Annotated in this window: 16 protein-coding genes; 12 read left to right on the top strand and 4 right to left on the bottom strand. The window is 65.2% G+C overall.

Going from position 1 to position 14,928, the window contains the following annotated elements:
- Position 1 precedes the first annotated feature (1 nt).
- Together J2X11_RS07720 and J2X11_RS07715 are read left to right on the top strand one after the other, a co-directional pair.
- Complete coding sequence (locus tag J2X11_RS07720; protein ID WP_309968951.1) at positions 2-1,378, top strand: cystathionine beta-synthase; 1,377 nt, start codon at positions 2-4, stop codon at positions 1,376-1,378.
- Positions 1,375-2,547, top strand: coding sequence for a cystathionine gamma-synthase (locus J2X11_RS07715; protein ID WP_309968948.1), 1,173 nt, complete (start codon positions 1,375-1,377; stop codon positions 2,545-2,547). Before J2X11_RS07720 ends, J2X11_RS07715 begins: the two co-directional genes overlap by 4 nt.
- Here J2X11_RS07715 and J2X11_RS07710 read toward each other — a convergent pair.
- The 3 genes from J2X11_RS07710 to J2X11_RS07700 all read right to left on the bottom strand — a co-directional run bounded on the left by J2X11_RS07710 (position 2,544) and on the right by J2X11_RS07700 (position 5,852).
- Positions 2,544-2,960 (bottom strand): universal stress protein, encoded by a 417-nt coding sequence (locus J2X11_RS07710; RefSeq protein WP_309968945.1) that lies wholly within the window; start codon positions 2,958-2,960, stop codon positions 2,544-2,546. The genes J2X11_RS07715 and J2X11_RS07710 overlap by 4 nt on opposite strands.
- A complete protein-coding gene (locus J2X11_RS07705) occupies positions 2,960-4,447 on the bottom strand; it encodes an APC family permease (protein ID WP_309968942.1) in 1,488 nt (495 codons plus the stop codon). Before J2X11_RS07705 ends, J2X11_RS07710 begins: the two co-directional genes overlap by 1 nt.
- Before the next feature lie 79 nt (positions 4,448-4,526).
- Positions 4,527-5,852 carry a DNA recombination protein RmuC gene (locus J2X11_RS07700; RefSeq protein ID WP_309968939.1) on the bottom strand — a complete coding sequence of 442 codons (1,326 nt, stop codon included), beginning with the start codon at positions 5,850-5,852 and terminating at the stop codon, positions 4,527-4,529.
- Positions 5,853-5,932: 80 nt separating this feature from the next.
- Between J2X11_RS07700 and J2X11_RS07695 the strand changes: the two genes are divergently transcribed.
- From J2X11_RS07695 to tgt, 3 genes are read left to right on the top strand one after another with little or no spacing between them, the layout of a single operon-like run.
- Positions 5,933-6,550 carry a hypothetical protein gene (locus tag J2X11_RS07695; RefSeq protein ID WP_309968936.1) on the top strand — a complete coding sequence of 206 codons (618 nt, stop codon included), beginning with the start codon at positions 5,933-5,935 and terminating at the stop codon, positions 6,548-6,550.
- Positions 6,547-7,200, top strand: a complete 654-nt coding sequence (locus J2X11_RS07690; RefSeq protein ID WP_309968933.1) for a M50 family metallopeptidase — start codon at positions 6,547-6,549, stop codon at positions 7,198-7,200. Before J2X11_RS07695 ends, J2X11_RS07690 begins: the two co-directional genes overlap by 4 nt.
- Before the next feature lie 4 nt (positions 7,201-7,204).
- Positions 7,205-8,395, top strand: coding sequence for a tRNA guanosine(34) transglycosylase Tgt (gene tgt / locus J2X11_RS07685; protein ID WP_309968930.1), 1,191 nt, complete (start codon positions 7,205-7,207; stop codon positions 8,393-8,395).
- 143 nt (positions 8,396-8,538) lie between these two features.
- On the opposite strand, the gene J2X11_RS07680 is transcribed toward tgt, so the two are convergent.
- Positions 8,539-9,276 carry a queuosine precursor transporter gene (locus tag J2X11_RS07680; RefSeq protein ID WP_309968927.1) on the bottom strand — a complete coding sequence of 246 codons (738 nt, stop codon included), beginning with the start codon at positions 9,274-9,276 and terminating at the stop codon, positions 8,539-8,541.
- A gap of 164 nt (positions 9,277-9,440) precedes the next feature.
- Between J2X11_RS07680 and J2X11_RS07675 the strand changes: the two genes are divergently transcribed.
- The 7 genes from J2X11_RS07675 (at position 9,441) to J2X11_RS07645 (ending at position 14,927) form a co-directional block, all read left to right on the top strand.
- A complete protein-coding gene (locus J2X11_RS07675) occupies positions 9,441-10,691 on the top strand; it encodes a geranylgeranyl reductase family protein (protein WP_309968924.1) in 1,251 nt (416 codons plus the stop codon).
- A 79-nt stretch (positions 10,692-10,770) separates the two neighbouring features.
- Complete coding sequence (locus J2X11_RS07670) at positions 10,771-11,346, top strand: TetR/AcrR family transcriptional regulator (protein ID WP_309968921.1); 576 nt, start codon at positions 10,771-10,773, stop codon at positions 11,344-11,346.
- A gap of 237 nt (positions 11,347-11,583) precedes the next feature.
- A complete protein-coding gene (gene paaA, locus J2X11_RS07665) occupies positions 11,584-12,525 on the top strand; it encodes a 1,2-phenylacetyl-CoA epoxidase subunit PaaA (protein ID WP_309968918.1) in 942 nt (313 codons plus the stop codon).
- A complete protein-coding gene (gene paaB / locus J2X11_RS07660; protein ID WP_309968915.1) occupies positions 12,522-12,803 on the top strand; it encodes a 1,2-phenylacetyl-CoA epoxidase subunit PaaB in 282 nt (93 codons plus the stop codon). The genes paaA and paaB overlap by 4 nt, the downstream gene beginning before the upstream one ends.
- The gene (paaC, locus tag J2X11_RS07655; RefSeq protein WP_309968911.1) at positions 12,800-13,450 is read left to right on the top strand and encodes a 1,2-phenylacetyl-CoA epoxidase subunit PaaC; all 651 of its coding nucleotides are present in this window, start codon (positions 12,800-12,802) and stop codon (positions 13,448-13,450) included. The genes paaB and paaC overlap by 4 nt, the downstream gene beginning before the upstream one ends.
- Positions 13,444-13,908: a 1,2-phenylacetyl-CoA epoxidase subunit PaaD gene (gene paaD / locus J2X11_RS07650; RefSeq protein WP_309968908.1), complete on the top strand. Its 465-nt coding sequence runs from the start codon at positions 13,444-13,446 to the stop codon at positions 13,906-13,908. Before paaC ends, paaD begins: the two co-directional genes overlap by 7 nt.
- Positions 13,908-14,927: a 2Fe-2S iron-sulfur cluster-binding protein gene (locus J2X11_RS07645; protein WP_309968906.1), complete on the top strand. Its 1,020-nt coding sequence runs from the start codon at positions 13,908-13,910 to the stop codon at positions 14,925-14,927. The genes paaD and J2X11_RS07645 overlap by 1 nt, the downstream gene beginning before the upstream one ends.
- The last annotated feature ends 1 nt before the right edge of the window (position 14,928 follow it).

The following is a 14,928-nucleotide window of genomic DNA, read 5'->3' as shown; positions in this document are numbered from 1 at the left end:
CATGCGAATCGCTGAACACATCGTTGAGCTCATCGGCAACACCCCGCTGGTCAAGCTCACGTCCGTCACCCCCGCAGGATCTGCGACGGTGGCCGCCAAGATCGAATACCTCAACCCCGGAGGCAGCGCCAAAGACCGCATCGCGGTCAAGATGGTCGACGCTGCCGAAGCCGCTGGACTACTGAAGCCGGGCGGAACGATCGTCGAACCCACATCGGGCAACACCGGTGTCGGCCTCGCGCTCGTCGCCCAGCAGCGCGGCTACAAGTGCATCTTCGTGTGCCCTGACAAGGTCAGTGAGGACAAGCGCAACACGATGAAGGCGTACGGCGCCGAAGTCGTCGTTTGCCCCACCGCCGTCCCGCCGGAGCACCCCGACAGCTACTACAACGTCTCCGACCGCCTCGTGCGCGAGACCGAGGGCGCCTGGAAGCCCGACCAGTACTCCAACCCCGCAGGACCCGAAAGCCACTACGAAACGACCGGACCCGAGATCTGGGCAGACACCGACGGCAAGGTGACGCACTTCGTCGCCGGCGTCGGCACAGGCGGCACCATCACCGGCGTCGGCCGCTACCTGAAGGAAGTTTCTGGCGGCAAGGTCAAGGTCATCGGAGCAGACCCCGAGGGCTCGGTCTACTCCGGCGGCACAGGTCGCCCCTACCTCGTCGAAGGTGTTGGCGAAGACTTCTGGCCCAGCGCGTACGACCCCGCGATCCCCGACGAGATCATCGCCGTCTCCGATGCTGACTCGTTCGACATGACTCGTCGCCTCGCCCGCGAAGAAGGCCTCCTCGTCGGCGGCTCCTGCGGAATGGCCGTCATCGCCGCGCTCCGCGTCGCCGAGAAGGCTGGCCCCGATGCACTCGTCGTCGTACTGCTGCCGGACGGTGGCCGCGGCTACCTCTCCAAGATCTTCAACGACGATTGGATGGCGTCGTACGGCTTCCTCCGCGAGCCGCTCGATGGCCAGATCCACGAGATGACCGTCGGCGACCTGCTGCGCAGCAAGACCGGTGGCATGCCGGCGCTGGTTCACACGCACCCGTCGGAAACGATCCGCGATGCGATCGAGATCCTCCGCGAGTACAACGTTTCTCAGATGCCCGTCGTCGGCCCCGAGCCGCCGGTCGTGATCGGCGAGGTCGCGGGCAGCGTCAACGAGCGCGCGCTGATCAGCGCGGTGTTCGAAGGCCGCGCCCAACTCACCGACGCAGTCTCGGAACACATGGAGCCACCGCTGCCCCTCCTCGGCTCGGGCGAAAGCCTCGACGACGCCCTCAAGGCGCTCAGCGAGAGCGACGCGGTCATGGTCGTCGAAGACGGCAAGCCGCTCGGTGTCCTCACCCGTCACGACCTCCTCGGAGTTCACGTATGAGTGAGAAGAAGAGCAAAGCCGACGAGGGTACGACCCAGGGCTTTGCGACCCGGGCGATCCACGCCGGCTACGAGCCCAATGCCGAGAACGGCGCGGTCAACGTGCCGATCTACGCCAGCTCGACGTTCCAGCAGGATGGCGTCGGCGGTATGCGGTCGGGCTATGAGTACGCCCGCACCGGCAACCCCACTCGTACAGCACTGGAGGGCAACCTCGCGGCGCTCGAGGGCGGCTCGTACGGGCGCGCGTTCAGCTCCGGAATGGCAGCCACAGACTGTGCGCTGCGTTCGATGCTGCGCCCCGGCGATCACCTGGTGATCCCCAATGACGCGTACGGCGGCACCTTCCGGCTGATCGACAAGGTCTTCAGCCAGTGGGGACTGACCTACACACCCGCAGCGGTCAACGACCTCGATGCGATCAAGGCAGCCGTCACCCCGGCGACCAAGGCGATCTGGATCGAGACTCCGACCAACCCGCTGCTCAACGTCGGTGACATCGCTGCGATCTCGGAGATCGCGCACGGCGCCCAGGCCAAGCTCGTCGTCGACAACACGTTTGCGTCGCCCTACCTTCAGCAGCCGCTCGCACTCGGTGCCGACGTCGTGCTGCATTCGACGACCAAGTACATCGGCGGCCACTCAGATGTCGTCGGCGGAGTGCTCGTCACGGACGACGAAGAACTCGACGCAGCGTTCGCGTTCCTGCAGAACGGCGCTGGTGGCGTTCCCGGCCCGTTCGACGCGTACCTGACCCTCCGTGGGGCCAAGACGCTTGCCGTTCGTATGGACAAGCACTGCGACAACGCCGAGGCCATCGTCGACATGCTCGTCGGTCACCCGGCAATCGACTCAGTCCTCTATCCGGGACTCGACGGCCATCCGGGGCACGAGGTCGCGACGAAGCAGATGTCTCGCTTCGGCGGCATGATCTCCGTACGTCTCAAGGGCGGCAAGCAGGCAGCGCTCGACATGTGTGCGCGCGCTGAACTGTTCACGCTTGCCGAGAGTCTCGGGGGTATTGAGTCGCTGATCGAGCACCCAGGTGCCATGACACATGCTTCGACCGCCGGATCGCTGCTCGAGGTGCCGGATGACCTCGTACGTCTCTCGGTCGGCATCGAAGACATCGCCGACCTGATCGGCGACCTGGAGCAGGCGCTGAGCTAGTCCTCGGCTGGCACGCACAGCACCGGTCGCGTCGACAGGTGCAGCAGTTTGTGGGGTGTCGAGCCGAGCATCGCACCCTTGATCGGGCTCTCGCCCCAGTTGCCGACGACAATCACCCTCGCGTTGTGCTTGTCAGCGGCTTGGAGGAGCGCTTGAGCGGGCTTGGCGTCGATGATCTCGACCGTGCTCGGCACGCCAGCCTCATCGGAGGCTTCGACCGCGTGGGCCAGAGCCTTGCGTCCGATCTCCTGCAGAGCCTCAGCGTGGGACTTGTACTCCTCGCCCACGCCTCCCGGTGCACCAGCGCCGTAGACCAGCACCAGCGGCTCGCCAAATGCCGCCGCCACCTCAATGGCTGCGCTGAGGGCACGCGTCGCACCTGGCGACTCGTCATATCCGAGGACGACAGACATCAGGACTCCTTGCCGTGGACGAGATCTGGATCGGCGACGCCGGGGCGCTCTTGCCAGAACTTTGGTGCCCGGATGCGCCAGTAGACCATGATCAGGATGCCGGTGAGAGCAATACCGATCGCGATGACCAGCGGCGGGCCGAGACCGAACCACGAGACGCCGCTGTATGAGTTCTCCGGCTCAGCCAGATCCCCGATCGCCTTGTAGAGCAGCCAGATCAGCAGACCTGAACCGATGAGCGGGCCAACACCGATCAGGAAGAAGTTCCGCACGCTCTCTGTGAGGTGGCGTCGGTAGTAGACGGCGCACGCGATGCCGGTCAGCGCGTAATAGAACGCGATCAGCAGCGACAAGGCCGACAGCGAGTCGAACAGAGCGTTCTCGCTGATCTGATTGACGATGACGTACCAGGCGATCGCGATGCCAGCGACGGTCCAGGTGCTGACGTCCGGCGTACGGAATCTCGGATTAATGTGCGCGAATGAGTTGGGCAGGGCCTGACGACGAGCCATCGACAGCGCGGTACGCGAAGCCGGAAGGATCGTTGTCTGCGTCGAAGCGATGGCGGAGGTTGCGACGGCAAAGAAGACGATCCAGTCCCAGTTGCCCAGAACCTCTGTGGCGAGCAGCGGGAAGATGAATTCCTCTTCCTCGGCGTTGTCGGCAAGGAATGTCGTACCGGCGTATGCGACGACTGCGAACGCGACCCCGACATAGGTGACCAGCAGGATGACGGTCGACCAGAGGCCCGCGCGTCCCGGAGCCGATGCCGAATCCTCGGTCTCCTCAGTGAGATTGACCGCCGACTCCCAACCCCAATAGGCGAAGACGCCGAGCAGCAGGCCTGCGGTGAGGGCACTGCCGCCCTCGGAGAACGGGTTGAGCCAGTCGAGAGCGGGCTTCACCGAGTCGAGCGAGCTGTCGTCGGCATAGACCCGATAGAGCGCCACAACCGCGAACACCAGCAGGAAGACGACTTGGAGGATCGCCAGCACGTTCTGGAGCCTCGATGACCCTTCGGTGCCGGCCACGCAGATCGCGGTCATGACGATGATCAGTACCACCGCAAGCGATTGTCGGATGAGCGTGTCGTCGGCCCAGTCGTCGAGCCCGAATCCGCGCAGACCGAAGCTGACGCCGACATCAGCGAGCGATCCGACGACGAGGACACCGGTCATCGTGATGGCCCAGCCACCGAGCCAGCCCGCCCACGGACCCATCGCGCGGGTGACCCAGGAGAATGTGGTGCCGCAGTCCTGGTCGACCTTGTTGAGGTAATAGAACGCCGAGGCGATGAGCAGCATCGGCACGAAGGACGCAAGCAGGATGCCCGGCGCGTGCACGCCCACCAACGCGACGATGGCGCCGATGACGGCAGCGATCGAGTACGCGGGTGATGTCGCGTTGAGCCCGATCACCAATGCATCGACGAAGCCGATCGCTCCTGGCTTGAGAGTGTCCTCGGGCTTTTCGTCGAGCTGTGACATCGCGTACCTCTCCCTGGTCGTACGCACATGAAACCGTGAATCAGGCGCGCCGTCTAGGAAGCGGACAGGAATCCGTCGTTCAGGCGGTTTCTTCCTCATCAATCACGACGGGAAGGCCGATTTGTTCGAAGTCGATCTCGGGACGCTCGACATCATCGAGGAGAGAGAACTCAGCGGCTGTCAGGCGGCGTGGATCAGCTTCAATCTGCTTGACCTCACCGAGCATCTTGGCGTCGTCGATGGCGTCCAATCGGCGCGCTGTCACCAGGACTCGGCTCTCCAGCGTGCCGGCGAATTCGTTGTAGGAGCGGACGGTGCCCTCGATCGAGCGGCCGAGCTTGGAGACGTGATCAGACAGCTTGCCGAGGCGCTTGTAGAGCTCGCGACCGAGGTCGACCAGCTCTTGAGCGTTGTCGGCGAGGTCTTCCTGCTTCCACGTCAGTGCGACTGTCTTGAGGGTGGCCCACAGGTTGACCGGCGTGGCCAACACGATGCCGCGACTGAACGCGTACTCGAGCAAAGTCTCATCGGCTTCAAGCGCGGCGTTGAGGATCGCCTCGTTGGGGATGAACGCGATCGTGTATTCGGGGCTGACGGGCAGGCCAGTCCAGTATTCCTTGCTGGCAAGCGCGTCGACGTGACCACGCACCTGCTTGGCATGCTGCGTCAGGAACGTCTTGCGCTCGATATCGCTGATGTCTTCGCGGAACGAGTCGATGAACGCGCTGAACGGCACCTTGGAGTCGATCGCAACCTGCTTGCGGCCGGGAAGCTTGATGACCATGTCGGGGCGGCGGGCTCCTGAATCTGCCGTGATCGACTCCTGCACGGAGTAGTCGATGCGGTTGAGCAGGCCAGCTGACTCGACCAGCGTCTTGAGCTGGAGTTCGCCGTAGGCGCCGCGTACAGAGTTGTTGCGCAAAGCCGCGGACAACGTCTCGGCAGCCATCTTGGACTGCTCGGCACTGAGCTGGGTCGCCTTGATCTGCTCGGCGAGATTGCCATGCTGCTCGCTGCGCTGCTTCTCCAGATCGAGCACCTTCTGTTGCATGTCCTTGATTTGGTCAGCGACAGGCGCAAGCTTCTGCAGCACCTTGCTTTCGACCTGATCCTCCGCTGCACGCTTTTGCGCATCCTGGCGGTGCCGCTGGACGATCTCGTCGTACTGCGCCTTGGCCGTTCCCAGCTGCTCACGGAGTCCGATCACGGTGGCGCGAGCCTCAGCGAGATCCTGTTCGATCTGCGCACGCAGCGAGCTCTCGTCGTGACGAAGCTCGGCGAGGGCGGTGGCGTGGCGCGCCTCGAGCACGGCTGGTTCGGTGCCCTGAGCAGGGGCGCGACCGATGAGCCAACCGACGACAAGGCCGAGCAGCAGACCGCATACGAGGACCACAATCAGTTCCATGTGGCCAGTGTGACAACTGGGACCGACACAATCGCGCAGGCAGGCCGGGCCCTGCCCATGTCTCCCATACGCTTGCAGTTATGTCACGACGTCGCGGCCTGCTGGGAGAAGTCTCCTGGCTCCAGCTCATCGCCAGCGTTCTGGCCGCCGTCACCGCCGCCTGGATTGCCTCTCGCCTCGGCGTCGCAGGCACCCTGATTGGCGCTGCGCTGGGCAGTTTTGTGGTCACGATCAGCTCCGCGTTCTACGGCCGCACGCTCGACCACACCCGCACGCTCCTGATCCAAACCGAGTCCGGAACGGTCATCGAGCGTCATGTCGAGGAGGGCGAAGTACGCGAGGCGCTCGACGAAGCGGCCGACGTCGATTCAGCCGCTCGCGGGGCGCGATTCGTCGACGACAAGCCGCGCCTGCACTGGAAGACAATCATCGTCACCGCCATCGTCGTGCTGTCGTTGTCGCTCGCCGCGATCTCAACGTACGAGCTGATCTCCGGGCGCACGCTCGACGGCGATCACGGTACGACGATCGGCGACACCATCAGCGGCAATCGCGACAAGCCAACCCCCAAGCCGACCGCCACCGAAACCACCACGGCGGTGCCGACCACGCCCACGGCAACAGAAACGACGACAGAACCAACGCCCACGGCGAGCACTGACACCCCGACACCCACCGCAACTGAGACGACGGAGTGAACGCGGACCAGACGGTCTGGGCAGCGGCAGCGCTGGCAGCCGTACTCGTATTCGCCCCGCCCGCGTGGGGCTTCACGCGCCATCTGGTGACGCTCGTTCACGAGGCAGGTCACGCGGTCGTCGCTGTGCTCACCGGGCGGCGACTCAATGGCATCCGCCTGCACACCGACACGTCGGGCCTCACGCTCTCCACCGGCAAGCCCCGCGGTCCCGGGATGATGGCGACTGCAGCAGCCGGCTATCTCGCTCCCGCCGCGCTCGGACTCGGATCGGTCTCGCTCGTACGCGCTGACGAGACAGACATCGCCCTGTACGCCAGCCTCGGCGTGCTCGCGCTGATGCTCGCGTTCATCCGCAACTGGTTCGGCCTCCTCGTCGTTGGCATCTCAGGCGCGGTCGTTGCGGCACTGGTCTGGAAGGCCGATCAGCGCGTGCAGGATTTCGCCGCACTGACATTCGCGTGGTTCCTGCTCCTCGCCGCACCGCGTACGGTTCTCGACCTCTGGTCGCACCGTCGCCGCACCCGAACCCGTACGAGCGACGCCGACATCCTGGCTCGTCTCACCCACCTCCCGGCGGCCGTCTGGAACCTCCTGTTCCTGCTGCTCACCGGTGCCGCGCTCGGCACCGCCATCTGGCTGGTTGGATAGCGACGTGTTCACGATTGGCAAGGAGCTCGACGGCGCGCTCGGACGTACCGGCACGATCAGCACTCCGCACGGCGAGATCCGTACTCCGGCGTTCATCCCGGTCGGCACCCGCGCAACCGTGAAGTCGGTGCTGCCGGAGACGATGGCCGACCTCGGCGCCCAGGCCTTGCTCGCGAACGCCTATCACCTCTACTTGCAGCCAGGCGCCGACATCGTCGACGAGGCAGGCGGCCTCGGCACGTTCATGAACTGGCCCGGTCCGACGTTTACCGACTCGGGCGGGTTCCAGGTGCTCTCGCTGGGAGCCGGGTTCAAGAAGACGCTGTCGATGGATGCCACCGGCGTCGAAGCTGATGACGTCATCGCGCCCGGCAAGGATCGCCTGGCCAAGGTCGACGACGACGGCGTGACGTTCAAGTCGCACGTCGACGGCACGATGCACCGGTTCACCCCCGAGGTGTCGATGCAGATCCAGCATCAGCTCGGCGCCGACATCATGTTCGCGTTCGACGAACTCACGACTTTGATGAACACCCGCGGCTACCAAGAAGAGTCGATCGTCCGTACGCAGGCGTGGGCCGAGCGCTGCGTCGTCGAGCACCAGCGACTCACCGAAGAGCGGGTCGGCAAGCCGTACCAAGCACTGTTCGGCGTCGTCCAGGGCGCTCAGCACGAAGATCTCCGTCGTACGGCTGCCCGCGGCCTGGTGTCTCTCGACTTCGACGGCTACGGCATCGGCGGCGCGATCGAGAAGGAGCGCCTCGGCACGATCGTCGGCTGGGTCAACGAGGAGCTGCCTGACGACAAGCCTCGGCACCTGCTCGGCATCGGTGAGCCTGACGACCTTTTCACCGGCGTCGAGAGCGGCTGCGACACGTTCGACTGTGTCGCCGCCTCGCGCGTCGCTCGGTCAGGTCGCGTCTACACGGTGACCGGGCACTTCAGCGTTACGTCGGCGGCCAACCGGCGCGACTTCACGCCGATCGACACCGAGTGCGACTGCTACACCTGCGCCAACTACACCCGTGCCTACATGCATCACATGTTCAAGACCCGCGAGATGATCGGCGCCACGCTCGCCACGATCCACAACGAGCGTTTCATCGTCAGGCTCGTCGATCAGATGCGCGACGCCATCGAGGACGGCTCGTTCAAGGATTTCAAAGCCGACTTCATGGCGAGGTTCTACGCCTGACGACCCACTCGCTCGCTAAGGAGCGAAGCGACTGGGAGGCCGAGGAACGAGGCCGAAGCGTAGTGAGGTCGAGGGCTCGAGCGAGCATGTCGTGCTGCGCCCCTTCGGTCGCTCGTTCCTCGCTCCCTCCCGCGACTTCGTCGCTAGGGGACGGAAGGGGCCCAGTAGGTCTCTTCACGGTCCTTGAGTACGCGGATCACGAGCATGGTCAGGGGCATGACGAGCAGCTCGACAGCGCACTTGAACAGGAAGCCGACGACGAAGTAGTTCACGAAGTCGCCAGGCTTCTCGATGCCGATGGCCGTCGCGGCAATCGCGCAGAAGATGAACGTGTCTGCCGCTTCACCGACGCCAGTCGATCCGGCCAGCCGACGCCACAGCCCGGGCTCAGCCGATCGCGCCTTCATTTTGACCAGCACGTACGAGTTGAGGAACTGACCCACGACGTACGCGATCAGGGACGCGGCGACGATCTGTACGCCGGACCAGACGACGCTCTCGAACGCGTCCTGGTTGTCGTAGAACTCTGCGCTCGGCAGCTGGATGACGATCAGGAACGTCACGAACGCCATGATCGCGGTGCCAAAGCCGACGAAGATCGCGCGACGAGCCGCCTTCAGCCCGTAGACCTCCGAGATGACGTCGCCGATGATGTACGCGAGTGGGAACAGCACCGCGCCGCCGTCGGAGAAGACCGGGATGATCTGCACCGGTCCGAGCGACACGTCTCCGGAGAAGAATTGCGTGCCCTTGGTCGCGGCGATGTTGGAGACGACGAGCACGACGCAGAACACCGCGAGCAGGACGTCGAAGTACGACGATCCGCGCGATGCGTAGTGGATCTCGGTCTCAGGTTTTGGTGAGGTTGCCTGTGAACTCATGGGCACATCCTGCCAGTCACCCCTGTTCTGGGAGAATCAAGACATGAGTGAGCGCAGCGAGCGAATCATGGGCGCAGTCCGCCTTTGTGCCTCATGCGCGCACGGAGCGAAGCGAGCCCTCGTATGACGTGCTCACTCACAAACCTGGCTGAGCGAGTACGCGTATGAGAAACCTGCCGACGCGTACCGACGTTCTCGTCGTCGGTGCCGGACCCGCAGGTGCGGCGGCCGCAGCGTGGACCGCACGGCTCGGCATGGAGACCGTACTCGCCGATGCGGCGACGTTCCCGCGCGACAAGACCTGCGGCGACGGCCTCACCCCGCGCGCGATCGCCGAGATGGAGCGACTCGGACTCGGCGAGTGGGTACGCAGCCACGGCACCAACCGCGGACTGCGTGCTGCCGGCTTCGGTCAGGAGCTGCTGCTCCCCTGGCCCGGCGGCTCATTGCCCGACTACGGCTCAGCCGTTCCGCGTACGGAGCTGGACGACAAGATCTTCCGCGTCGCCATCGAGGCCGGGGCCAACCCGCTCGAAGGTGCGCGCGCTGTCGACGCCGAGCGAGACGCCAGCGGCAAGGTCATCTCGGTGACGTTCCACCTCGGCAAGGACAAGACGCCGCACACCATCGCGTGCGATCGGCTGATCGTCGCCGACGGCGTTCGTTCGCCGCTCGGGCGTGTGCTCGGTCGCGAGTGGCACCGCGAGACCGCCTACGGAGTGGCCGGCCGCTCGTACGTGAAGTCCGGCCGCAGCGACGACCCCTGGATCTCCTCGCACCTCGAGCTGCGCGGCGAGGACAACGAACTGCTGCCCGGATACGGCTGGATCTTCCCCTTGTCCGATGGCGAGGTCAATCTCGGCGTCGGCGCTCTCGCAACGTCCAAACGGCCTGCTGACCTGCAGATACGCCCACTGATGGAGTACTACGCGACCCTCCGCCGCGAGGAGTGGGACCTCAGCGGCGAGCTTCGTATGCCGACCAGCGCGCTGCTTCCGATGGGCGGCGCCGTCTCAGGCGTTGCAGGTCCCAACTGGATCCTGATCGGCGATGCCGCGGGCTGCGTCAACCCGCTCAACGGCGAAGGCATCGACTACGGCATGGAGACCGGTCGCGTCGGCGCCGAGCTGATGGCTGCCCAGACCGATCTGCAGGACGCCTGGCCCGCGCTCCTCACACACCACTACGGCGAGGCATTCTCGATCGCCCGCCGACTCGCAGGCCTGATCACCGTGCCCCGCCTCCTGCCAACGGCCGGTCCGATCGGCATGCGTTCGCACACGCTGATGACATTCGCCCTTCGCGTGATGGGCAACTTCGTCACCGACGAGGACCACGACTTCACCGCGCGCCTGTGGCGCTGGGCCGGTCGCCAGTCCGTGCGCCTCGACGACCGTCCGCCGTTCACCTCATGAGCGAGCGCCAGCGAGCTCATCATGAGGCAGGGCTCATCGCGCCGGCTCCGTATCTTTGCCTTCCCACGGTGGTCACGCGATGACGCGTCCCCGGTACGACCTCGAGTTGCTTCTCGACGTCGCGATCGAGGAGTTCACCAAGCGCGGCTACGACGGAACCAGCATCGAGCACCTCTCAGCCGCAACAGGCCTGTCCAAGTCGTCGCTCTATCACCACGTCGACGGCAAGGAGCACATCCTGCGCCTCGGCCTCGAGCGCGCGGTCACTCCCCTGCTCGGCCTGCTCGACGAGCCGGAGGCCCGCGAGGGCAAGGCGATCGACCGGCTGACGTACGTGCTGCGGCGCCAGATCGCGATCCTCGCCGATCAGCTCGCCGCCGTGACACTGCTCCTCCGCGTACGCGGCAACACTGAGACCGAGCTCTGGGCACTGGAGCAACGGCGTACGTTCGACGCCTTCGTCGCCGATCTCGTACGCGCCGGTGTCGCCGAAGGTGACCTGCGGGGAGACCTCGACCCAACGGTCGTCGCTCGACTGCTCTCGGGCACCGTCAACTCGCTGACCGAGTGGTACCGCCCCGGTCACGGCTCCCTCAGCGCCGACGCCCTCGCCGACACCATGCTGTCCTCGAGCCTCGCCGGTCTGCGCACCTAATAGCCCGCAAGCACTTCGGCTCGCGAGGTTTCGATACGTCGGCCGCGGGCGGCCTCCTACTCAACCACCAGTTGGTTGAGTAGCCATGGGGGTCCCCCCAGCGAGCGCAGCGAGCGAGGGGGCGGAACGAGGGCGTATCGAAACCTCCTGCGCCAGAGAGCTCGCTGCGCTTGATCTGACCCTCCTCAAGGGTGATGATGGAAACCGAACGATCATTCGGTTTCTGGAGGCGGTTCCGTGCAGGACACAGCAGAGCTCGGCGATCCTGAGTTCCTCGCACTGCTCGACAACGAAGGCCGCATCGAGCCACGCGACGCGATGCCCGACGCGTACCGCAAGACCCTGATTCGACAGATCGCCCAGCACGCGCATTCGGAGATCATCGGCATGCAGCCGGAGGGCAACTGGATCACCCGCGCTCCGAGCCTGCACCGCAAGGCGATCCTGCTCGCCAAGGTGCAGGACGAAGCCGGCCACGGCCTCTACCTGTACGCCGCCGCCGAGACGCTCGGCATAGACCGCTCAGAACTTCTCGACGCACTGCACGAAGGCCGACAGAAGTACTCCTCGATCTTCAACTACCCCACCACGAGCTGGGCTGACATCGGCGCAATCGGTTGGCTCGTCGACGGTGCAGCCATCGTCAACCAAGTACCGCTATGCCGCTGCTCGTACGGTCCGTATGCACGGGCGATGATCCGCATCTGCAAGGAGGAGTCGTTCCACCAGCGCCAGGGATTCGACCTGCTCCTCACGCTCAGCAATGGCACTCCTGCGCAGCATGCGATGGCCCAAGACGCCGTGAACCGCTGGTGGTGGCCGAGCCTGATGATGTTCGGCCCACCTGACGAAGCGTCGCCCAACTCCGCACGGTCGACCCGTTGGGGCATCAAACGGTTCAGCAATGACGAGCTGCGCCAGCGCTTCGTCGACATCGCCGTTCCTCAGTCCGAGGCGCTCGGGCTCACAATTCCCGACCCTGACCTGCGGTGGAACGTCGACCGCGACCACTACGACTTCGGCGAGATCGACTTCTCCGAGCTGTTCGACGTCATCGCGGGCAAGGGCTACTGCAACGACGAGCGCATGGAGCGCCGTACGTCAGCGCACAACGACGGCGAATGGGTACGCGAGGCCGCCATGGCCTACGCCGCCAAGAAAACCGAGGCAGCAGCATGAGCGGATTGCCCCTCTGGGAGGTCTTCGTACGCCCCAAGCGCGGGGTCTCCCACGTCCACGCCGGCAGCCTGCACGCCTCCGACGCCGAGAGTGCCCTCCGCAACGCCCGCGATGTCTACACGCGCCGCGGCGAAGGCGTGTCGATCTGGGTCGTGCCGGCCGCCGAAGTCACGGCGAGCAGCCCGGACGAGAAGGAAGCCTGGTTCGACCCCGCCGCCGACAAGATCTACCGCCACCCCACGTTCTACGACGTGCCCGATGGGGTTGAGCACCTGTGATCCTCGAACTCGCCGACGACGCGCTGATCCTGTCGCACCGCTGCAGCGAATGGCTGACCCGCTCTCCAGAGATCGAGCTCGACATTGCCTTCGGCAATATCGGTCTTGACCTGCTCGGACAAGCCCGAAGCCTGTACGCCTTGGTTGGCGACGAGGACCAGCTCGCCTACCACCGCGATGCCCCTGAGTGGCGCAACTGCACGCTGGTTGAACTCCCCAACGGAGACTTCGCGTTCTCGATGATGCGCCTGCTCTCCTTTGCGTCCTACGAATGCGCGCTGTTCCGTACGGATCCCGGCACCGACGAACTGCGAGCGATCTACGCCAAAGCAGCCAAGGAGGCGGCCTATCACCTCGAGCACGCCGAAGCCTGGGTCCTTCGGCTCGGCGACGGGACCGATGTCTCCCATGCCCGTATGCAGGAAGCCGCCGACACCGTATGGCCTCTGCTCACCGAGCTCTGCTCACCAGCACCCGAGGTCGAAGAAGCCGTACGTACACAGCTCGCCAGCATCCTGACCACCGCCACGCTCACCGTCCCGAACGCCGCCGCGGATACGCAGCGCGGCGAACACACTCCTCACCTGACTGAACTGCTCGACGAGATGCAGGCGCTGGCCCGTGAGCACGAGGGCGCGACATGGTGACTCTCGCCGATGCCCGTACGCGGATCGAAGCCGTCGTCGATCCTGAGCTGCCGTTCGTGACGATTGCCGAGCTCGGGATCCTGCGCGACATCGCCGTCGACGGCGATCACGTCAACGTCACGATCACGCCCACCTACTCCGGATGCCCGGCGATGTCGGCGATCGAGGAAGACATCCGCGCCGCCATGGAGGGCATCGACGTCTCCATCAAGACCGTCCTCTCCCCCGCCTGGACCACCGACTGGATGACGACAGCTGGCAAGAGCAAGCTCCACGCCGCCGGCATCGCCCCGCCGACCCACCACGCAGGCACCATCCCGCTCAGCCTGTCCGTACGTTGCCCGCAATGCGGATCGACCCGCACGAGCGAAATATCGCGCTTCGGCTCCACGAGCTGCAAAGCGCTGTGGCGTTGCGATGACTGCCTCGAACCGTTCGACTCGTTCAAGGTGCTCTGATGTTCCACGCCCTGCGCGTCTCCGCTATCGACGAGCTCACCGCAGACTCCGTCGCCCTGACACTCGATGTTCCTGACGACCTCCGGGATGAGTTCGCGTTCGAACCGGGTCAGCACGTGATCATCGGTCTGGACGGACTCGAGCGACGCACGTACTCGCTCTGCACCGCACCCGGCTCAGGCCGCTGGCAGATCGGCGTCAAACGCCTGCCAGGCGGAGCGTTCTCCGAGTCTCGCCTCGCGGCGTTGCAACCCGGCGACACGATCGATGTCATGGCACCGACCGGTTCGTTCGGTCCAAGGTCGCACGCCGAGCATGTTGGACTCATCGCCGCAGGTAGCGGCATCACGCCGATCCTGTCGATTGCCCGCGCAGCGCTCGCAGCGGGCGGCTCCGTCACCCTCTTGTACGCGAGTCGCAACGAGCAGGCGGTGATGTTCCTCGATGATCTCGCTGACCTGAAGGACACCTACCCCGAGCGCTTTCACCTGGTCCACGTGTTCAGCCGCCAGCAGACCGAATCGGAGTTGCTCTCCGGGCGACTGGACGGTGACCGACTCAAGCGCATCCTCGGCGAACTCGTAGAGCCAAAGACCGACTGGTACCTCTGCGGCCCGCTCGACATGGTCACCGAGCTCGCGGCGACTCTCGAATCAGCAGGGGCGACCAGCGTCCACCGCGAGCTGTTCCACGTCGACGACGCTCCCCCGCCGCCACGCCCCGCCGACGCTTTCGTCGATGGCGGTCCTGCCGTCACGGCCACTCTCGACGGCCGCACCAGCGCGTACACACTCACGCCCGAGGACGACTCCGTGCTTGCTGGTCTCCTGCGTGTACGGCCTGAGGCGCCCTTCGCCTGTCGCGGCGGCGTCTGCGGAACCTGCAGGGCCAAGGTGCTGGATGGCGCAGTGGAGATGCGGCACAACTACGCACTGGAGCCCGATGAGCTCGAGGCGGGCCACGTGCTCACCTGCCAGAGCTGGCCGACTACGCCCGACGTGACGCTGTCGTACGAATAGC

This window comes from Aeromicrobium panaciterrae, from assembly GCF_031457275.1.
Lineage (GTDB): Bacteria > Actinomycetota > Actinomycetes > Propionibacteriales > Nocardioidaceae > Aeromicrobium > Aeromicrobium panaciterrae_A.
This window is presented reverse-complemented; position numbering and strand designations above follow the sequence as displayed.